The sequence below is a fragment of the Acinetobacter sp. ACZLY 512 genome (genome assembly GCF_023614015.1).
GTDB lineage: Bacteria > Pseudomonadota > Gammaproteobacteria > Pseudomonadales > Moraxellaceae > Acinetobacter > Acinetobacter soli.
Map to the genome: position 1 here is coordinate 18,373 of NZ_JAKIVI010000011.1, position 20,753 is coordinate 39,125.

The 20,753-nt window shown below is 42.4% G+C and carries 14 protein-coding genes; 6 read left to right on the top strand and 8 right to left on the bottom strand.

Going from position 1 to position 20,753, the window contains the following annotated elements:
• Positions 1–4: 4 nt before the first annotated feature.
• Positions 5–634 (top strand): arylesterase, encoded by a 630-nt coding sequence (locus tag L2096_RS12345; RefSeq protein ID WP_228146732.1) that lies wholly within the window; start codon positions 5–7, stop codon positions 632–634.
• A gap of 38 nt (positions 635–672) precedes the next feature.
• Here L2096_RS12345 and L2096_RS12350 read toward each other — a convergent pair whose 3' ends face one another.
• On the bottom strand, positions 673–1,287 hold the full coding sequence (locus L2096_RS12350) for a carbonic anhydrase (protein ID WP_004946131.1): 615 nt from the start codon (positions 1,285–1,287) through the stop codon (positions 673–675).
• A gap of 277 nt (positions 1,288–1,564) precedes the next feature.
• Here L2096_RS12350 and L2096_RS12355 point away from each other — a divergent pair, with 277 nt between their 5' ends.
• Positions 1,565–2,566 carry a hypothetical protein gene (locus L2096_RS12355; protein ID WP_004936031.1) on the top strand — a complete coding sequence of 334 codons (1,002 nt, stop codon included), beginning with the start codon at positions 1,565–1,567 and terminating at the stop codon, positions 2,564–2,566.
• 28 nt (positions 2,567–2,594) lie between these two features.
• Here the strand turns inward: L2096_RS12355 and L2096_RS12360 are convergent, their stop codons facing one another.
• Both L2096_RS12360 and nfuA read right to left on the bottom strand, forming a co-directional pair.
• Positions 2,595–4,784: a TonB-dependent siderophore receptor gene (locus L2096_RS12360; RefSeq protein WP_250365534.1), complete on the bottom strand. Its 2,190-nt coding sequence runs from the start codon at positions 4,782–4,784 to the stop codon at positions 2,595–2,597.
• Positions 4,785–4,950: 166 nt separating this feature from the next.
• The gene (gene nfuA / locus L2096_RS12365; RefSeq protein ID WP_004936028.1) at positions 4,951–5,589 is read right to left on the bottom strand and encodes a Fe-S biogenesis protein NfuA; all 639 of its coding nucleotides are present in this window, start codon (positions 5,587–5,589) and stop codon (positions 4,951–4,953) included.
• A 155-nt stretch (positions 5,590–5,744) separates the two neighbouring features.
• On the opposite strand from nfuA, the gene L2096_RS12370 reads away from it, so the two are divergent.
• Together L2096_RS12370 and L2096_RS12375 are read left to right on the top strand one after the other, a co-directional pair.
• Complete coding sequence (locus L2096_RS12370; protein WP_039910033.1) at positions 5,745–6,362, top strand: rhomboid family intramembrane serine protease; 618 nt, start codon at positions 5,745–5,747, stop codon at positions 6,360–6,362.
• 231 nt (positions 6,363–6,593) lie between these two features.
• Complete coding sequence (locus L2096_RS12375) at positions 6,594–8,132, top strand: hypothetical protein (protein WP_104124435.1); 1,539 nt, start codon at positions 6,594–6,596, stop codon at positions 8,130–8,132.
• Positions 8,133–8,163: 31 nt separating this feature from the next.
• Here L2096_RS12375 and dsdA read toward each other — a convergent pair whose 3' ends face one another.
• Both dsdA and L2096_RS12385 read right to left on the bottom strand, forming a co-directional pair.
• Entirely contained in the window at positions 8,164–9,489 is a 1,326-nt protein-coding gene (gene dsdA / locus L2096_RS12380) for a D-serine ammonia-lyase (RefSeq protein ID WP_250365535.1), read from the bottom strand.
• A 122-nt stretch (positions 9,490–9,611) separates the two neighbouring features.
• Complete coding sequence (locus L2096_RS12385) at positions 9,612–11,240, bottom strand: inorganic phosphate transporter (protein ID WP_004936016.1); 1,629 nt, start codon at positions 11,238–11,240, stop codon at positions 9,612–9,614.
• 443 nt (positions 11,241–11,683) lie between these two features.
• Between L2096_RS12385 and metH the strand changes: the two genes are divergently transcribed.
• On the top strand, positions 11,684–15,370 hold the full coding sequence (gene metH, locus L2096_RS12390; RefSeq protein ID WP_250365536.1) for a methionine synthase: 3,687 nt from the start codon (positions 11,684–11,686) through the stop codon (positions 15,368–15,370).
• Positions 15,371–15,408: 38 nt separating this feature from the next.
• Here metH and L2096_RS12395 read toward each other — a convergent pair whose 3' ends face one another.
• Positions 15,409–15,705: a cold shock domain-containing protein gene (locus L2096_RS12395; protein WP_004936009.1), complete on the bottom strand. Its 297-nt coding sequence runs from the start codon at positions 15,703–15,705 to the stop codon at positions 15,409–15,411.
• Positions 15,706–15,866: 161 nt separating this feature from the next.
• Positions 15,867–17,921: a TonB-dependent siderophore receptor gene (locus tag L2096_RS12400; protein ID WP_250365537.1), complete on the bottom strand. Its 2,055-nt coding sequence runs from the start codon at positions 17,919–17,921 to the stop codon at positions 15,867–15,869.
• 335 nt (positions 17,922–18,256) lie between these two features.
• Between L2096_RS12400 and L2096_RS12405 the strand changes: the two genes are divergently transcribed.
• Positions 18,257–19,405: an aldose epimerase family protein gene (locus L2096_RS12405; RefSeq protein WP_502801297.1), complete on the top strand. Its 1,149-nt coding sequence runs from the start codon at positions 18,257–18,259 to the stop codon at positions 19,403–19,405.
• A 60-nt stretch (positions 19,406–19,465) separates the two neighbouring features.
• On the opposite strand, the gene L2096_RS12410 is transcribed toward L2096_RS12405, so the two are convergent.
• Complete coding sequence (locus tag L2096_RS12410; RefSeq protein ID WP_151965331.1) at positions 19,466–20,680, bottom strand: MFS transporter; 1,215 nt, start codon at positions 20,678–20,680, stop codon at positions 19,466–19,468.
• Positions 20,681–20,753: the final 73 nt, after the last annotated feature.

The window sequence follows — 20,753 nt, forward strand, 5'->3', positions numbered from 1 at the left end:
GCAACTGTATAACATGTTTTTAAACGGAAAATGGACAAAATGGTTAATTATTGGTTCATTTAGCATCATGCCATTTGCGGTTTCAGCTAAAACGATTTTAGTGGTCGGTGATAGTTTGAGTGCAGGTTATGGCATCAATCCTGAACAGGGCTGGGTTGCACTTTTACAAAAGCGTCTCGATCAGGACGATCCTAAACAGCATAAAGTCATTAACGCCAGTGTGAGTGGAGAAACCACCAGCGGCGCACTCGCACGACTACCCAAATTGCTGCAAACCTACAAACCGCAAGTTATGATTGTTGAGCTTGGTGGCAACGATGCACTTCGCGGCCAACCCCCTCAGTTGATTCGTGCGAATCTTGAAAAACTGGTTCAGCAAGGTCAAGCTGCTCAAGCCAAAGTTGTTTTATTTGGAATGAAAATTCCACCGAATTACGGCACTGCATACAGTCAGGCATTTGAAAATAATTATAAAGTGGTCAGTCAAAAGTATAAGGTCAAACTTTTGCCATTTTTTCTTGAAGGGGTTGCGGGCAATAAAACGTTAATGCAAAAAGATCAGATTCATCCAAATGCCAAAGCGCAGTCTATTTTACTCAAAACGGCATATCCATACGTAAAAGGCGCCTTATAAGACGCCTTTTGCCCAACCGTCTGCCGACGTATCAGGACTTAGAAATCAAAAAAATTAACTTCACCTGTCTCAAGTGAGTATTCTGCACCCACGACAATCATTTTGCCTTTGGCAATCAAGCTTTCAAGTACAGCAGAACCGTGTCTTAATTGATTGACCGATGCAAATACATTTGAACGAATGGCATGCATACAAAGTTTATTGTGATCGTGTTTTAAATCAGTTTGCAGCAAAATTTCAACTGATGGGCGTACACGATTCACAATAGACATCAAGTTGTCAGAAGGTGGATTTTCTGGATTGAGCAAAGTATCTACAGTAGCTTGTATCGCACCGCAATGACTATGACCCAGTACCACAACCACTGCACAATCATATCGTTCAGCAGCAAATTCAACACTACCTACTTGCGATGGTGCAACAACGTTACCTGCCACACGAATCACGAACAAATCACCTAAGCCTTGGTCGAAAACCATTTCAGCCGGTACACGTGAATCTGAACAGCCTAAAATAATCGCAAAAGGGTTTTGACCTTCTGCCATTTCTGCACGCTCTTGATGGCTCACGAGAGTATGATTGGTGGTTTCACCTTTCATAAATCTCTGATTTCCAGCTTTTAGACGATCCAATGCTTCTTGTGCGGTTAACATTTTGTTCTACCATCCAACTAAAAATTTAGATAAGTTTAATCAGCTCCTTATAGAAAGTCACTGACAAAATCTCAACTCTTACAACAAATTTATATATTGCTATTTTGCAATCAATATAGTTCTAAACAAATGAATTTAAATTACTTTTTATATGGTTGATATTTTAATTTGTGTATTTGAAATAGATAAATCATTTGCCATATTCCATAAAAAGGGTCATTTCAAATTGTGCGGATATCTTTTAGTATGAAGGCATTCTTTTCAAATTAAGCTGAACATGCAAAAACACCCAGTGATTGAACAATTGATCGACGCACATCTGGCATTTTTACAACACGAGTTTTCTGCACCCGAGACCATTCAAGCAGAGTTTTCAAGCTTCTATCATTGGTTCAAACAACAGCAGCTTCAGCACATCTGGTCATTTGAACAGATTCAGCAGTTGATTGAAAAACAAATTTTAAATACCCCTGCAACGGCGTTTTTGATTGATCAAATTGCAGAGCATATTCGTTTTGCTCTGATTCACCCGCTCAATGATCAAACGCTGATTCAAGATGTGATTCCAGTGCTCACCATCGATCGTATCGCACAATACATCGCCAGTAAAAGTGACCACCGCAAAGCATTAATCAAACGGGTCACCAACAATCCCGCGTTTTCGGCTATGGTGAGCCAGTTGATTCAACATGCGATACAAGATTACATGGACAATTCACTCATGGCCAAAAAAGTGCCGGGTGTAGGACGGTTCATGAAAATGGGCAAATCGGTACTTGAATCGGTCACCGATTCAAACCTAGATGCAACTGTCTCAAATTACTTGCACAAGAATATTTCCAAGCTGAGCCAGCTCAGTGAAAGTGTGCTCAATCAGCATTTTAGCGATGATAAGCTCTATCATTTTCAGGCCAATTTATGGCACAAAATCAAACTCCAACCGCTGAGTGTTTTACGCCACTATATTGAAGTTGAAGATTTACCCAATACCGTGTCGATGGGGCATGAAATCTGGCAACATCTTCGGCAGACCGATTACTTAAAACAGCAAGTGCATGATGGTATTTACGCGTGGTATGCACGTAATCAGGAACGTACCTTTGATCAATTGCTTCAAGATCTGAACATCCATGAACCGCTGATTGAACATGAGTTAAGTGCGCTCTTAAAACCTATTTTGAGTCAAATGCTCGAAACACAATACTTGGCGACACGAGCACGACATTACTTAGAAAAGTTTTATTACGCAGCTGAAACACAACAACTGTTAAAGCTATAAAAAAAAGCCGCTAATGCGGCTTTTTTTATTAAAATTGATATTTCAAGCTGGCGTAGTACGCTCGTCCTGGCTCGTTATAACTTTGACTCACTGAAAGATCGCGAAGTTTTTCTTCGTCAAATACATTACTGATCCCCACACGACCACTGAACTGATCAGTAAATTTATAGCCCATGTTAATTCCGGCGATGCCATAACTTTTGATACTTTCGGTCACTAAACCAGCTGTATTATCAATATTGGTTTCGACATATTGACGGGGTTTCTGACGACCATATTGCGTATAGACAAAGTTAACATCGGCTTTATCGGTGATCTTATAATTAAAAATCGAGTTGATGGTGTAATTTGGAATCACCGACAGCGGATTGCCAGTTTCTTTGTTCACCGAATCCATCATGTAGGTAAAATTATTGGTCCAGCTGATATCTCCCCAATCTAGCGTCACACTGCCTTCAAGCCCTTGAACCAATGCTTTAGGAATATTGGTCCACTGCAAAACATTGTACGTGGTAGCTCCAATGACAACCTGCTGTGACACTTCGGTTCCTGAAGAAATTTTATCTTTATAGTCGTTACGGAACCAAGCCAAGCTGGCATTGACATTATCTTTTTGGAATTGAATGCCAATCTCTTTATTGACGGATGTTTCAGGTTTTAAATCGTCATTACCTTGAAGGACACATTGCGTTAGCCCAATCGGACAACCATTCCCCTTAGTTGCAAGCAAATAACCTTCTGCATTTTGATACAAGTTTGGTGCTTTATAGGCACGGGCAATACCGCCTTTGAGCGTGAAGTAATCGCCTAAACGCTGTGTGATATTTAAGCTTGGGCTCCAGTTTGAGCCAGATTTATTGTGATCATCAAAGCGCAAGCCCAAAACAAAGTCGGTACTGTCGGTCATTTTAAGGTTATCTTCTACATATGCCGATGCAATACGTGAATTCATTTTACTGCGATCGCCAGTAGTCAATGAATTCGCATAAGATCCCGTTCCTTGTGTAGTATTTCCTGGGTCTTTAAATCGATCTTCAACCCATTCTGTACCCACAGTTAAATTTTGAGGCACATAGAAGTCGAGTGGAATATTCACCTCACCATTTAAGCGCAGTGTATCTAATGTCGACGTGGTACGATTATCCAAACTGTTGATTCGACCCTCTGATGCACCCGCAGTCCCTTCCACAAAGCGCTTATTTTTGGTTCGATCAAACTGCGCAATAATACGGCTATCGCCCCAGTCCCACTTGCCTTCATGGGTCATGGCATAGCTGTCTTTCCACATGGTATTGGTTTCTTTACCAATCAGTTGCGAGAGAATTTCATTTGCGATCGGATCCACATTACTATTTTGTGAATCACCAGCAAATAAATTGCCCTGACGACTCGAAGCCAAATCAAATAACAGCGTTTGACGATCGGTTGCCTGCCATGCAAATCGAGCGCTCAGATCTTTATTTTCTACCCCTTCACGACCAGCAGCTCGCGTACCACTTGGGGTAAGTGGATTAATATCCGCTGCATCATTATCCGTTTTATTGAAGTTCCCATAAATACGATAAGACAGCACATCTTGGATAATCGGACCGCTTAAATTAACACTCACACGATTGGTTGCACCTTCTTTACTGTTTTCAGGCTGATTGCTGAACAGTTCGACAGAACCATGCGTTTCATTCGTAATTTTTTTGGTTTTAATATTGACCACGCCTCCCATTGCGCCATTGCCATAGCGTGCTGCGGCTGGCCCTCGAATTACTTCAATCGATTCGATTGCATCGGCAGGTACCCAGTTTGAATCACCGCGTGTATCGCGCTCGCCACGCCATCCATAACGCACTGAATTACGTGAAGTGACTGGTTTACCATCAATTAATATCAAGGTATTTTCAGGCCCCATTCCCCGAATATCGATCTGACGGTTATTGCCACGCTGACCCGTTGAACTATTTCCAGTCAGGTTTACCCCGGGCATTTTACGAATATATTCAGATACATCATTGACCACCGGCATACGTTCCAAATCGTCTGCGGTAATCACAGACACACCCAATGATTGCTTGATCTGCTCTTCTGCCGTTAAAACGATTTTCTCAAGTTTGGTTGCATCTGGGTTAGATTGATCATCTTGCTGCGTATCTTTTGCATAAGCCACTGAGAACATACTACTGAGTATGGCTGCGGATAAAACTGTACGAAATAACGGCTTACACATTGACATCCCCTTTGTTACAAATATTAAATCAAGCTTAAATTGCGTGACAATTCTAGCAAAAAGAAATCAAATTACAAACAATATTGATAATAATTATCAATATTAAAAACTAAAAAACCCCTGAGCCGAAACTCAGGGGTTTTCATTACAGCGAATTTATCAAAAGTTATTTGAAGTAAGCGCCTTCTGCTTGGGTGTGGTCGGTTTGATCCACAACGCGCTGAAGCTCAGGAATATGCTGGCGTAAAGTCGTCTCGACACCTTGTTTCAAAGTTACATCAATTGCAGAACAACCTTGGCAGCCACCACCAAATTTAAGTACAGCTGTTAAGCCGTGCTCTGCATCGTCTTGTACTTCGACGAGTGCACAGTTACCACCATGACCTGCTAAGCCCGGATTGATCTCAGACTGGAGTACATAGGTAATACGTTCTTCAATCGATGCATCTGGTCCAACACGTGGCACTTTAGAATTTGGCGCACGGAATGTTAACTGGCCACCAAAACGATCTTTGTTGTAATCAATCACAGCATCAAGCAGGTACGGAATAGATGGTCCGTCTACATATGCTGGAAAATCTGGATATTCTTGTTTGTAATCGGTGGCAACCACTTCATCCGGTGCACTATAGGCCATACAGCATTCTGCACGTGGCGTACCCGGGTTTTCAACAAAGATACGAACGCCAATACCCGGAGTGTTTTGCTTTTCCAATAAATCCTTTAAATACTCTTGTGCAGTCGGTGTAATTAAAAGATTTGGAATTTCATCTGCAACGGCAGTGTTGGTGTTCTCAGTCGACATATCAATCATCCTCAAGCTGAAGTGCTTATATTAACTGAAGATGCGGGGGATTTAAAAAAAATCAACCAAATTTGTCGGATTTGTTTTACTTTTGGTATTTATTCATGCTCAAAAAATGGCATGATGGACATCAAATAAAACTTTTTTCTCATCTTATGCTGCATTTACCGTTTAATCATACGATTACCCTGATCATTATTACCGTGATCGTTTCACTGTTGGCTTTTTCTAACCAAAATGTCATGAATCGTCTGATTTTTTGGCCACCCGCTATGCAACGCGGTCAGATTGATCGTTTCATCACCCATGGTTTTGTGCATGCCGATGGCACGCATTTGCTTTTTAATATGATTACGCTGTTCTTTTTTGGCAGCATTATCGAAAGCTTCTATAGACAGTATTTCTTTGATTTAGGCTTTGTGTTGTTTTATTTGGGCGGATTAATTATTGCTATTTTGCCCAGCTATCTCAAACATAAAAACGATACGCATTGGGCCAGTTTAGGTGCATCAGGGGCTGTCTCAGCGGTATTGTTTGCCTATATTTTGTTTGAACCGTGGAAACTGATTTTTGTTTTTTTCATCCCGGTTCCAGCGATTATCTTTGCCATATTGTATGTCGCATATAGCATTTGGTCTGGCAAACGTGGCAATACCAACATCAATCACAGTGCACACCTTTGGGGAGCAGCCTATGGTGTGGTCATGACGATTATATTAGAACCACGCCTGATTCAGCACTTTTTAAACAAACTCACCCAACTGCCTTTTTAAACGCAATGTACTGATGAATGGGTTTAACGCATTATCGCCTCACTATGAGGCGATAACGTAATAAAGCCAAGCGTTTTACAAAGCACGCATAAAGTCCAACTGACTTCACATGATCAAAATTAAATTTAACGATTCATTTCAAATTTGGTAGTTATTGCCACTCTTTGCAGGTATATACGGTAGATAATGGCAAAATGCTATTGATTAAAAATACATCGTGAGACTTTCTGCATGTCCAATTCATTAGACGGATTACAATTTCCCCTGCTCGAAACCACGCAAAAGCCGAGTACATCTCATACAGGCAAAGCGATCATTTCAGAAGCATTATCGATTGTCGATAACAAGCTCTCTCAGCAGGCGCTCAACGAAAAACAATGGCGCAAGCAGTATCCGGTGTATTTTCGAGCGTTGGTCGAGCATGGCATTCGTACCCGACATCAGAGCGTGACCATTGCCCAGCAAGGTTTACACAAAGCGCACCACAGCTTTGTATTTTACCGCGATGGCATTAAATACCTGCTCAAAGATGTCATGAATGTGGCAAACGTGTCTCCACTTCATAGCGTGACCATCAAAGGTGAAAGTCAGGATGATCCTGAATGGTACGTGCCTTATGGCGGTAAAAAGCTGACGGGACAAGCTTTACTTACTCAGATTCAAGACTGGGAAACGCGCGGCATTATTGAACCAAGCCATGCAAAAGCGTTAAGACTGGCCAGCAGTCACCCTGAATGGTTTGATTTATCTGACCGTACCATGGTGCTGTTTGGCGCAGCCTCAGAAGCGGGCCCGCTCACTTGGTTATCAAAATGGCGAGCCAATATCGTGGCCGTCGATCTGCCCAATCCAAAAGTATGGGAAAAAATTCTGAATACCGTGCGTAAAGGCAATGCCAAGCTGATAGCACCTTGTGTAGAAAATCTGGATGCTGGCGTATCCTCTGCTGATTTAAAACATAAACTTGGCGCAAATCTACTTACCCAGTTACCCGAAGTGGTCACGTGGTTAAATCAATTTAAATCTTCACTCGATTTGGCTGCGATTGCCTATCTAGACGGCGAAAAACATGTGCGGGTGTCTATGGCCATGGACACGATCATGAGCCTAGTGAGTGAACACAAACCAGATAGCTCACTTATGTTTATGTGTACGCCAACCGACATCTATGCTGTTCCTAAAGAAGTGGTCGAAGCAGCACATCAAAAAGCAGAGCAACGCTCAAACTTACAAAAAGTCTTGACGGCAGGTATTAAGACGCTGACCTTGAAACACTTTTTTCAATCCAGTGAACAAGCACTGATTCGCTCAGATAATGATAAACACTATGGTGTGGCAGACTGTCTAGTGCTCGAGCAAGGCCCAAATTATGCGCTGGCAAAACGTATTCAACAGTGGCGTGCTATTTTGGCTCACCAAAATGGTCAACGCGTGAGCATCAATATTGCACCCTCAACCACCACACACTCTGTCACCAAAAATCCAATCCTCAAAGCTGCGTTTAATGGTGCTTCATTGTTTGATGTTGAAGCCTTTGCACCTGAAACCACCAATGCCATTATGGCTGCGCTTTGGGTACACGATTTACGCAATGATGAATGTGCAGCGAATCCGCACACTTCCATTGATCATCCACTTGAGCTGATGATGGAAGGCGCTAATCATGGGGGTTTGTGGCGTGTTGCATATCTGGCACGTACTGCGCTACCTTTTGCGGCGCTTTATGGCTTTGCCTCGGATAAACTGCCTCTGCACTGGCTCAAAAAATAAGAAAAAGCCTGTCAAACTGACAGGCTTTTTCTTAGCTATGCATACTCAGGTACTTGGCCATTTCATCGGGAGGGACCATGCCACCACCAGTGGCCCAAATGAGATGCGTGGCATTTTTCAACTGCGAGTCACTTAACTGTTGTACTCGCTGATAATCCTGATTTTGCAGTACATGCCCAATTCCGAGTAAGCCTGCTATCGCTGAAGGCTCAAGCTGAATATTCTCAGTTTGATTGAGCAGTTGAATAAACTGAAATAATTGTGCATCCGAGACCGTCACATAGGCATCGATCAGATCTTGCATGGCGCGACCGACAAAGCCAGAGGCGCGCCCTACCGCCAGTCCATCTGCCGCAGTATGATTATCTAGGCCAATATCTTGTACTGAAATCTGGTCATGTAATCCGGTATAAACACCCAAGAGCATACACGGAGAATGCGTCGGTTCTGCAAAAATACAATGCACATGCTCACCAAAAGCATGCTTTAAACCAAAACTGACGCCTCCTGGGCCACCGCCTACGCCGCAAGGCAAATAAACAAATAATGGATGCGCCGCATCTACCTTGATTTGATGATCGTTGAGTTGCTGTTTTAAACGCAAGCCTGCAACAGCGTAGCCCAGAAACAGGGTTTTCGAATTTTCATCATCTATAAAAAAACATAAAGGATCGTTTTCGGCGGCTTTTCGGCCTTGTTCGACCGCCACGCCGTAGTCACTGGCATATTCCACCACATTGACACCCAGCGAACGTAATTTGTCTTTTTTCCACTGCCGAGCATCGGCTGACATATGTACGCTCACACGAAAGCCAAGTTTGGCACTCATGATGCCTATCGATAAACCTAAATTTCCTGTAGATCCTACAGCAATTTGATGCTGCGCAAAAAATTGACGAAAAGGTGCTGAATCTAAGATTGTATAGTCATCATCTGGCTGAAGTAATCCTGCCTCAAGCGCTAACTTTTCAGCATGTGCCAATACCTCATATATCCCACCTCGTGCTTTAATCGAACCTGAAATGGGTAAGTGACTGTCTTTTTTTAACCACCATTGCCCTGTGGTAGGTAAATTGAGCGTAGCACAGGCATGTTTTTGCATGTTAGGGATAGACACCATCTCAGATTCAATCCGCCCATGTGAAGCTTCGAGCTCAGTAAACACCTTAGCCAGATAAGGTGCGAAGCGTGTTAGACGCTGTTCGGTATCTTCAATATCGGCACGGCGAAGACCAACCCCATTTAGACCGTGCTCACAATCCTTAGTTTCAGGTGGATACCAAAAGATTTCTTGATAGTGTTTTAATGCATTGATTAACTGATCATGTTGTAACGCAGATGCAAGAGATGACATCATGACGGCAAAACCCTGTAAAGCTTATTGATTATCTGCTTTAAACTTATACGTGTTTGAGCGAAAAATAGAAATATTGCGACATAAAAAAAGGCCACCCATGTGACCTTTTTTAGAATAGCAGTTTAACCAACAAACTGTAAGAACACCCAGTATAAACCACCGGATAAACAGATTGTTGCTGGCAAGGTAAAGATCCATGCCGAAATAATGGTTTTTACTGTTGCAAAGTTCAAACCAGATTTGTTCGCCACCATGGTCCCTGCAACTGCACTGTTCAAGACGTGTGTGGTCGAAACTGGCATACCTAGACCATCTGCTGCTGCAATGGTGCTCATGGCAACGAGTTCAGCAGACATGCCTTGACCATAGGTCATGTGGTTTTTACCAATACGCTCACCCACAGTCACCACAATACGCTTCCAGCCTACCATCGTGCCCAAGCCAAGTGCCAAGGCAACCGCAACCTTCACCCAGTTAGGAATATACTGTAAAAAGCCATCAAGGTTGCTACGATATTCTTTTAAGGTATCTTGTTGCTGAGGGGTCATTGCAGGAAGTGCTTCAGCTTTTTCCAAACGTTTAAACGTTGTGGTGCTCAAGTACATATCATTACGAATTTCGCTGACTGCCTGCTCTGGAATATCTTTTAAGTCGCCATACTGTCCTACGCGCTCACCCAAGTGATCTGTAATGCTGGCCAATGCCGGTAAAACTTCAGGGGTTTGCTCTTTGGTCTGGATAAACTTGGTTAGTACAACACGCGCCTTTTCATCTTGCATTTCATTTTGGTTGGCATGCAAGACAATTGCCGTTTCACCTGAAAGTTGCTCAAACGATTTAAGATACTGTGCATCTAAGTTTTTATTGAGCGAATACGCCAAAGGAACCAAGCCAATCAGGATCAGCATAATCAAGCCCATACCTTTCTGACCATCGTTTGATCCGTGTGCAAAACTTACACCTGTACAGGTAAAGATCAAAATTGCACGAATCAATGGTGGTGGTGGCTTGTTGCCTTCTGGTGGCTGGAACAATTCAAGCTGACGGCGGAATACCTTTTTCACCAGCAAAAATAAGATCGCAGCAAATGCAAAACCGATTAAAGGAGAAAAGAGTAACGCTTTACCGACCTTGATCACCTGATCCATATCGATACCGCTGGTACCCGTCGATGCATTTAAAATGTGGTTCATGATGCCCACACCTAAAATCGAACCAATCAAGGTATGCGAACTTGATGCTGGGATACCCAAAAACCATGTGCCTAAGTTCCAGATAATCGCTGCGATTAGGAGCGCGAACACCATGGCAAATCCGGCACCACTGCTGACATTCATAATCAGTTCAACAGGAAGTAACGCAATAATACCGTAGGCAACTGCACCGCTGGCCACCATCACGCCGAGAAAGTTACAAAAGCCCGCCCACATCACTGCAACAGGTGCAGGTAAGGCGTTGGTGTAAATGACCGTCGCCACAGCATTGGCTGTGTCATGGAAACCATTTACAAATTCAAATCCCAAGGCAATAAACAATGCCGTTGAAAGGAGAATAATAGAATACAAATTTAAAGGTGGAACATGCGCTAAATCAGCATTGACCTGAAATCCAATATAAATCAGAGTCGCAACGATGACCGTAAGAAACACCGGCATAAAGAACTTCGGTGTCGGTACGTGTACATTCGTCGATTTCGCATGTGAAGGTTCCACAGGCTTTGAATCCGAAACAGGGGGAAGATTTGAATTCATGCAGACGGTTCAAGGGGATCAATAAAATCCCCTTATTCTTAAATTAAATTATGACAATTATATGACAAACGACGCCCTAATGAAGTCAATTTTTGCTCAATTAACTTCATTTTTCGCCTAAATTGCGCTATTTTTTTAACGCAAAATAAAATTATATTTTTATATTTCAAAAACTTAATAGTTTTAATAAGTTTATGACAGGCTTATAATTTAATTTGTCATAATTGCCGAAAAAAATGACACTTAACTTAAATGAAGCGCTAAGCTGCTGCCTGTTTAAGCATTTTGAAAGTTAATTATTTCACTTTGATGAAATTTTCAGCGCTTAAAGTAAAAAATGACTCATCGCATTTTTTGATCGCATCAGTTCTTGATGAAAATGACATCAAATACCATGGCTTCTGTTACAATAATGCGCATTTTTAAATCGTTAGGGGTTCTCCATGTCGACGCTAGCCACCCTCAAAGAGCTGCTTGCCAAGCGCATTCTCATTATTGATGGTGCGATGGGTACCATGATTCAACGCCATAAGCTTGAAGAAGCAGATTATCGTGGTGAGCGTTTTGCAGACTGGGCACATGACCTCAAGGGCAATAACGATCTGCTGGTGTTAACCCAGCCTCAAATTATACAAGGTATTCATGAAGCGTATCTTGAAGCGGGTGCCGATATTATCGAAACCAATAGCTTTAATGGTACTCGCGTGTCGATGTCGGATTACCATATGGAAGAATTGGTTCCCGAGATTAACCGCGAAGCAGCACGTTTGGCAAAAGCCGCGTGTGAGAAATACAGTACCCCAGATAAACCGCGCTTTGTTGCAGGGGTATTGGGCCCGACATCACGTACCTGTTCCATTTCTCCCGATGTCAATAATCCTGCATTTCGTAACGTCACCTTCGATGAACTTAAAAACAACTATATTGAAGCCACACATGCCTTGATTGAAGGTGGCTCGGATATCATTCTTATCGAGACCGTTTTCGATACCTTAAACTGTAAAGCGGCAATTTTTGCGGTTAAGGAAGTCTTTAAGCAGATCGGTCGTGAACTGCCCCTCATGATCTCAGGCACCATTACCGATGCATCAGGCCGTACTCTCACTGGTCAGACGGCTGAGGCATTTTGGAACTCTGTACGCCACGGCGATTTACTTTCGATTGGCTTTAACTGTGCACTCGGTGCAGATGCCATGCGTCCGCATGTTAAAACCATTTCCGATGTCGCCGATACTTTTGTTTCAGCGCACCCAAATGCCGGATTGCCGAATGCATTTGGTGAATACGATGAAACGCCAGAACAAACAGCGGCTTTCTTAAAAGAGTTTGCCGAAAGCGGTTTGATTAATATTACCGGTGGTTGCTGTGGTACAACGCCAGATCACATCCGTGCAATCTACAACGCTGTAAAAGATATTCAGCCACGTTCAGTGCCTAAAACAGTTCCTGCTTGTCGTTTAAGTGGTTTAGAGCCATTTAATATCTATGACGATTCATTGTTTGTGAATGTCGGTGAACGTACCAATGTCACGGGTTCGAAAAAGTTTTTGCGTTTAATCCGTGAAGAACAATTTGCCGAGGCATTGGAAGTTGCACAGCAACAAGTTGAAGCAGGCGCTCAAATCATCGACATCAATATGGACGAAGGCATGCTCGACTCTCAAAATGCCATGGTGCATTTTTTGAATCTAGTGGCCTCTGAGCCTGAAATCTCTCGTGTGCCCATCATGATTGACTCATCGAAGTGGGAAATTATTGAAGCGGGCTTAAAATGTGTTCAGGGTAAGCCTGTCGTCAACTCCATTTCGCTTAAAGAAGGCTATGATGAGTTTGTAGAAAAAGCGCGTCTGTGCCGTCAATATGGCGCGGCTGTCATTGTGATGGCGTTTGACGAAGTCGGTCAGGCCGATACCGCTGAACGTAAGCGCGAAATCTGTAAACGCTCCTATGATATTTTGGTGAATGAAGTCGGCTATCCAGCTGAAGATATCATTTTTGATCCAAACGTGTTTGCGGTCGCAACCGGTATTGAAGAACACAATAATTATGCGGTTGACTTTATTGAAGCAACTGGCTGGATCAAACAGAATTTACCTCATGCCATGATTTCTGGCGGCGTATCTAACGTCTCCTTCTCTTTTCGTGGCAATGAACCCGTCCGTGAAGCCATTCATTCAGTATTTTTATATCATGCCATCAAGCAAGGCATGACCATGGGGATTGTCAATGCGGGCCAAATGGCCATTTATGACGACATTCCAAAAGAATTAAAAGACGCTGTTGAAGATGTAATCCTGAATCAAAACCAAGGTGAATCAGGCCAAAATGCTACCGAAAAATTGCTTGAAGTGGCTGAGAAATTTCGCAGCCAAGGCGGTAAGGTCAAAGAAGCCGAAAATTTGGAATGGCGAAATCAACCGGTCGAAAAACGTCTGGAATATGCCTTGGTCAAAGGCATTACTACCTTTATTGATCAAGATACCGAAGAAGCACGCCTGAAGTCTAAACGCCCGCTGGATGTCATTGAAGGCCCGCTGATGGATGGTATGAACGTGGTGGGTGATCTGTTTGGTTCTGGAAAAATGTTTTTGCCGCAGGTGGTTAAATCGGCCCGTGTAATGAAGCAGGCGGTGGCATGGCTGAATCCGTACATCGAAGCGGAAAAAGCAGAGGGACAAACCAAAGGCAAAGTACTCATGGCCACGGTAAAAGGTGATGTTCATGATATTGGCAAGAATATTGTGGGCGTGGTGTTGGGGTGTAATGGTTACGATATTGTCGATTTGGGCGTGATGGTGCCCGCCGAGAAAATTTTGCAAACTGCGATCGATGAAAAGTGTGACATTATTGGCCTGTCTGGACTGATTACGCCGAGCCTAGATGAGATGGTGTTTGTAGCCAAAGAAATGCAGCGTAAAGGCTTTAGCATTCCCCTTCTCATTGGTGGAGCAACCACTTCAAAAGCGCATACCGCAGTCAAAATTGAACCACAGTATCAAAATGACGCCGTGATTTATGTCGCAGATGCCTCACGTGCTGTGGGTGTCGCCACCACCCTGCTTTCCAAAGAAATGCGCGGTGCATTTATTGAAGAACAACGTGCCGAATACGCCAAAATTCGTGAGCGTCTCGCCAACAAGCAGCCAAAAGCCGCCAAGCTTAGCTATTTAGAAGCAGTAAAAAATGGCTTTAACATTGACTGGAATGCCTACGTACCACCTAAACCAAATCTGCTTGGCGAAAAGGTCATTACCCAGTATCCGCTTGAAAAACTGGTGCCATATTTCGATTGGACTCCGTTTTTTATCTCGTGGAGCTTGACCGGAAAATTTCCAAAAATTCTAACCGATGATGTGGTGGGAGAAGCCGCGACTGATTTATATAATCAAGCTCAGGCGATGCTTGAAGATATTATTGAAAATAAGCGCTTTGATGCCCGAGCTGTATTTGCGTTATACCCTGCCAAACGAACGGGAGATGACACGGTTTCTGTTTACGATATGCAAGGTAACGCCACACATCGCTTTGAGCATTTGCGTCAGCAGTCCGATAAAGTGACAGGTAAACCAAACTTGTCACTTGCAGATTTTATTAGCCCAGCCGAGCAACATACCGATTACCTAGGTGGATTTACCGTCTCGATTTTTGGTGCAGAAGAACTCGCAAATGAATATAAAGCCAAAGGAGATGACTATTCTGCAATTCTGGTTCAGTCCTTGGGAGATCGTTTTGCCGAAGCCTTTGCCGAACATTTGCACGAACGGATTCGTAAAGAATATTGGGGCTATCAGCCAGATGAAAATCTCGACAACGATGCCTTAATTAAGGAAAAGTATGTCGGAATTCGACCTGCACCCGGTTACCCTGCGTGCCCAGAGCATTCGGAAAAAGCAGTGTTGTTTGACTGGTTAGGTTCAACAGATAAGATTGGAACCTATCTGACCAGCAGTTTTGCCATGTGGCCACCTTCAAGTGTCAGCGGCTTTTATTATAGCTTGCCGCAATCTGAATACTTTAATGTCGGTAAGATTTCTCAGGATCAGCTTGAAGACTACGCCAAACGTAAAGACTGGACACTGGATGAAGCGAAACGTTGGTTAGCACCAAATCTAGATGATTCGATTAACTAAAGTAAAAAATCCCTCTTCAACGAGGGATTTTTTTTAAATCATTTATTTTTAAAATTTGAGAGTAAAGCCGACGTAATCGTCGTGTTATTTTCCACTGCACGTGATTTTTTGGCTTTTGCAGACTGATCGACCACACGCTGAATTTTAACCGCTTTAAACTTACCGTTATTTTCAACCACCATAAATTTCACACGTTCATTGCGCTTAGGCTCACCGTCTTCAAGTGGAAAGTCTGAAATATGAAAAAAGACATCTTGCTCTAGGCCGCCAATAAAACCATAGCCTTTGGTGGCGTCGTATTGCTTGATTTTGCCCTGATAAACTTCAGATTTCATAAATTATGCCCATAGCGTTACTCAATCCTCTATTATACCTCAAACTTGAATCAGCGCGACAATCAAGCACGAGCGTTCTTCGCAGATATACTGATTGCTCTACATGGATTAAAAAAAAGCGCAGCCTGAATGCTGCGCCTGATGATAAATGCGGGATTGAGTTAAAACTGATAATTTAATCCGACCTGCAACAAACGTGTTTGGCCTGGATATACATAAGCATTAAAGGCACTATCATCATATTTTTTATCGAAAATATTTTTCACGCTAGCATTTAAACGCAGTGCTTTTGATACGTTGTAGTAAGCGATTAAATCTGTCACAGCATATGCTTTCATATTATAAGTTGTGTTCGATGTCTGACCTTTACGATCTGAAATATAGCGTTGATTAATTCCAAGCCCTAAACCATTCAAGATGCCTGAATCAAAGTCGTAAACAGTCAATAGATTCAGCGTATTCTTAGGAATATTCGCCAGACGCGTTCCTTTCAATAAAATATTGTCTTTCACCACTTCAGTATCTGAATAAGTATAATTGGCAATCGCTTTCCATTGTGGTGTGATATGACCACTCAGATTGAGCTCAAAACCTTGACTTTGTACCTCGCCCGCTGCCACTGATTTATTGATATTCACTGGATCTGGTGTCAGTACATTTTTCTTTTTAACAAAGAAAATAGCACTATCGAATGCCAAACGATCATCTAATAATTGTAACTTCGAACCAATTTCATAAGACATACCTTTCTCTGGATCAAAACCTTGTCCGAAACGGTCTGAACCAGTATTCGGTTTGAATGACTGACTGATATTGCCATATACATTCCATTGATCTGTCAATGAATATACCAATCCGATACGTGGTACCAGTGCATTAAAATCTTTGGACCACTGGCTTTGATTTAAATGATTTGTATATTCATGCTGATAGTGCTCATATCTCATACCAATCAATGTTTTGAGTCTGTCATTCAAATCAATCTGATCTTGTGCAAAATAGGCAAGGCTACGTAATTTCTCGCGATCATCAAGTGCTGGGCTGTCTAAAGCAGGCAACGATGCGCCATAAATTGGATTTGTAATATCAAGATCAAAATTATTGCCCGATGAACGAATGATATAAGATTTATAATCGTACTGTTCAGCCTCAACGCCAGTGACCAGCGTATGCTGCATGTTAAATAAATTAAATTTTCCTTGCACATTTGCCTGAATATTTTTATCAATCCAGTCTAATCTTCTCCAGTTATAGTTACGCTTGATCACCTGACCATTGGTATTTGCTTTGAGCCCGCTGGCTTCAACCGCATAGCCATATAACTCACCATTTAGATATTGTCCGCCTACATTTAGCGTCCAGTCATCATTGAGTTGATGCTCCAGTCTGAGTTGTAACATATCATTATTGTTGTAAAGTAAATTACGTTGCTTGCCAGATTCCCACCAATATTCTTTGGAATCAAAATACGTGGTTTGCTGATTTGGATATCGGGTAAAGCCACGATCTAGCGGATGACGATTACGTAATATGTCGGCTTCAAATGTGAGCTTGGTATAGTCAGATGGTGTCCACTGAAGTACTGGTGCAATACTAAAACGCTTGGATTTTACATGATCACGATACGTCTCACCGTTTTCACCTGCAATATTTAAACGATAGGTCAGCGTCTTATCTGTATTCATTGCGCCAGTCGTATCAAGTGTAGCCTGATACAAACCTTCACTGTCTAAACCCGCACCTAGAATTGTTGTGTATTCTGTATTAGGTGTTTTACTCGTTATATTAAATGTTCCCCCGGGGTCAGTTCGTCCATACAAACTGGATGCAGGACCTCTGAGCACATCAATTCGCTCTACGTTATATGGGTTAGGCGCGTTTGGATAGCCGCGATTAATTGGAAAACCATTACGAAAATATTCACCACTGGTAAAACCGCGTACGGTGTAGGTGGTCAGTCCTTGTCCTCCAAAATTATTGCCACGCCCTACGCCGACCACATCAAGCGCCTCTGTGAGTCGTGATGGCGCCAAATCTTTTAATATAGCAGCACTAATGACACTGACCGACTGAGGTGTATCCTTGAGTGGAGTATCGGTTCGAGTTGCAGAATCAGATGTTTTTACATGATATGCATGTGCTTGATCACTTTGTGACTGCAACATAATGACAGGCAATTGATTAATTTGATCTTGAGCATGGGTATAACTATACATGCCGACAGATAGGAGACAAAGATACTGAAAACTGACTTTAAACAAGAGGATTCTTCCTTGAAATAAGAACCGATTATATTAATAATACAAAAATTAACAATAACCATTATCAATTATTTATTCAAAAATTCGGCAAAGATGGGAGTTATCATTACATTCATGACAAAAGAATAGGAAATCACAAATAATTGGAATGCTAGAATCGCGTTTCAACATATGTTGATCAGTTTTTATATTGATACAGGATTGATCCAATAAGAATATCTTACAAAACCCGTGGCTATTATTGACACCTAAAATTGATTTAAAAAATATATCTAAAAGAGGAACATCGAGTGATTTTAAAAAAATTAGCTTATTTGAATCTGTTCAGTCTGTTGTTTGCTTCAACGACCTTTGCAGCCACATTAACACAGCAGCCCTATGGTACGACAAAAGATGGACAAGCTGTCCAATTATATACCATGCAGAATGATCGAGGTACATCGGTATCGTTTATCAGCTTTGGTGGCGTCATTACTCACATCATGACACCCGATGCTCAAGGCAAAAAAGACAATATTGTATTAGGGTTTGATAACTTACATGGTTATGAAGTGGTTGATACTGAACAAGGCATTCACTTTGGTTCGTTAATTGGACGTTATGCCAACCGTATTGGGCATGGTTCGTTTACCTTAGACGGCAAAACGTATCATTTAGAAAAGAATAATGGTTCCAATACTCTACATAGTGCAGGCTTGGGCTACGATAAACGCGTATGGCAGGTGCAACCGCTTATTTCTAAAGGCAAAGAAGTCAAAGCTTCGTTAAAACTGACCAGTCCAGATGGAGATCAGGGATTTCCGGGGAAACTTGATGTAGAAGTTATTTATAGTTTGTCGGATGACAACGCCTTTACAATTGAATATAAAGCGAAAACAGATAAACCGACTGTGATTAACTTAACCAATCACAGTTATTTTAATCTGTCGGGCGCGCAAAATAGCCCTTATGGTGTGATGAATCATATCGTACAACTCAATGCTGATCGCATTTTGCAAACCGACAAAAACTCTTTACCCACTGGCGAGATTAAAAGTGTAGCAGGCACTCCTTTCGATTTCAGACAACCCAAAGCCATTGTGAAAGATATTCGACAAAATAACCAGCAATTGGCGTTTGGTTATGGCTATGATCAAACATGGATCATCAATTCAGGTCAAGATAAGTTACAACGTGCAGCATTTGTCTTCGACCCTCAATCTAAACGGACTTTAGAAATTCTAACGACCGAACCCAGTATTCAGATGTACACTGCCAATCACTTGCTAGGTCAAATTGCAGGCGCGAACGGCGTCCTGTACCGACAAGGAGATGCTGTTGCACTCGAAACACAGCATTATCCGGATAGTCCGAATCAAGCACATTTTCCTTCGACGCGTCTAGATCCGCATCAAAGCTTTCAAAGCAAAACCGTCTTTAAATTTGGTGTGCAAAATTAAGCTTTTATCGTGGCACCCTTTATTGTTCAAAACAATAAAGGGTGCTCAGCGAATCAAGTCTTATCTGGTTTTAGGCAAGAAAAATGCTGCTAGCCCCAATAGCGGCATAAATGAGCACAGTTTAAATACCCATTCAATCCCGTTTATATCGGCTAAATATCCTAGCCCTGCGGCTGCAATTCCGCTCACACCAAACATCAAACCAAACATTAAACCTGAAATCATGCCCACACGCCCCGGAACTGCCTCTTGTGCATAGACCACCATGGCGGCAAAAGCAGATGAGAGTATGAGCCCTGCAAGAATTGAAAGTACAGTAGTCCAAAATAAATCGGCATAAGGCATGATCAATGCAAAAGGTGCCATCCCCACAAAAGACACCCAAATGACAGCATTACGGCCAATTTTGTCTCCAATCGGTCCGCCGGCGAAAGTTCCCACTGCTACAGCAGCCAGAAAAGCAAACAAATGGAGCTGCGCAGTTGGTAAACTGATTTGAAATTTATGAATAAGATAAAAAGTAAAATAATTACTAATACTGGCAATATACGTAAACTTGGCAAACATCAGTATGCACACCGTACCAATCGCCATAAAAAGCTGACGCCCATGTAATTTGTGAAGAGTGCTATTGGTTTTGGTCGCCACTTTAGATTTGGCATGCTCGATAGACCAGCGGCTCACCCGAGATAAAATACAAATCGACAAAATACTTAAAGCCACTAACCATGCCAGTGCATGCTGACCAAAAGGCACAATAATTAAAGCTGCCAAAACTGGCCCGATTGCCGTTCCTGAATTTCCGCCCACCTGAAAAGTCGATTGTGCTGTACCAAATCGGCCACCCGATGCAAGACGAGCCACACGCGATGCTTCAGGATGAAAAGTTGCAGAGCCCACGCCAATCAATGCAGCAGCAAGTAGTAACACCATAAAATTCGGTGAAAATGCCAACAATAATACACCACTTAAGGTCACGCCAGCCCCGATCGGGAGTAAGTAGGGTTTAGGATGTTTATCGGTGTACAGTCCAACCCAAGGTTGCAGCAACGAACCCGTAATTTGATAAACAAACGAAATCAGCCCAACTTGTGCAAAACTCAGGGCAAAATTGGCCTTGAGCATTGGATAGATTGCAGGTAAAACAGCTTGAATCAAGTCGTTGAGCAAATGGGCAATCGCCACGGCACCCACAATGTGAATGATCATTTTTTGTGGTTGTATCGGTGCGGTATTTAAATTGGGTGTGTCTTTCAACTGTACAGAAGACGTCATCCTTAAAAACTCCAAAAACAGAAGCAGAACAACTATTGTAATTTGTCATTTAGACGTTTATCTTCCAATAATT

What these genes read in the sequence shown, in the direction of transcription:
- L2096_RS12350 (WP_004946131.1), bottom strand. Translation starts at nt 1,287, where the DNA reads ATGTTAACCGCACAAGAAGCATTGGATCGTCTAAAAGCTGGAAATCAG.
- L2096_RS12355 (WP_004936031.1), top strand. Translation starts at nt 1,565, where the DNA reads ATGCAAAAACACCCAGTGATTGAACAATTGATCGACGCACATCTGGCA.
- L2096_RS12360 (WP_250365534.1), bottom strand. Translation starts at nt 4,784, where the DNA reads ATGTGTAAGCCGTTATTTCGTACAGTTTTATCCGCAGCCATACTCAGT.
- nfuA (WP_004936028.1), bottom strand. Translation starts at nt 5,589, where the DNA reads ATGTCGACTGAGAACACCAACACTGCCGTTGCAGATGAAATTCCAAAT.
- L2096_RS12370 (WP_039910033.1), top strand. Translation starts at nt 5,745, where the DNA reads ATGCTGCATTTACCGTTTAATCATACGATTACCCTGATCATTATTACC.
- L2096_RS12375 (WP_104124435.1), top strand. Translation starts at nt 6,594, where the DNA reads ATGTCCAATTCATTAGACGGATTACAATTTCCCCTGCTCGAAACCACG.
- dsdA (WP_250365535.1), bottom strand. Translation starts at nt 9,489, where the DNA reads ATGATGTCATCTCTTGCATCTGCGTTACAACATGATCAGTTAATCAAT.
- L2096_RS12385 (WP_004936016.1), bottom strand. Translation starts at nt 11,240, where the DNA reads ATGAATTCAAATCTTCCCCCTGTTTCGGATTCAAAGCCTGTGGAACCT.
- metH (WP_250365536.1), top strand. Translation starts at nt 11,684, where the DNA reads ATGTCGACGCTAGCCACCCTCAAAGAGCTGCTTGCCAAGCGCATTCTC.
- L2096_RS12395 (WP_004936009.1), bottom strand. Translation starts at nt 15,705, where the DNA reads ATGAAATCTGAAGTTTATCAGGGCAAAATCAAGCAATACGACGCCACC.
- L2096_RS12400 (WP_250365537.1), bottom strand. Translation starts at nt 17,921, where the DNA reads ATGTATAGTTATACCCATGCTCAAGATCAAATTAATCAATTGCCTGTC.
- L2096_RS12410 (WP_151965331.1), bottom strand. Translation starts at nt 20,680, where the DNA reads ATGACGTCTTCTGTACAGTTGAAAGACACACCCAATTTAAATACCGCA.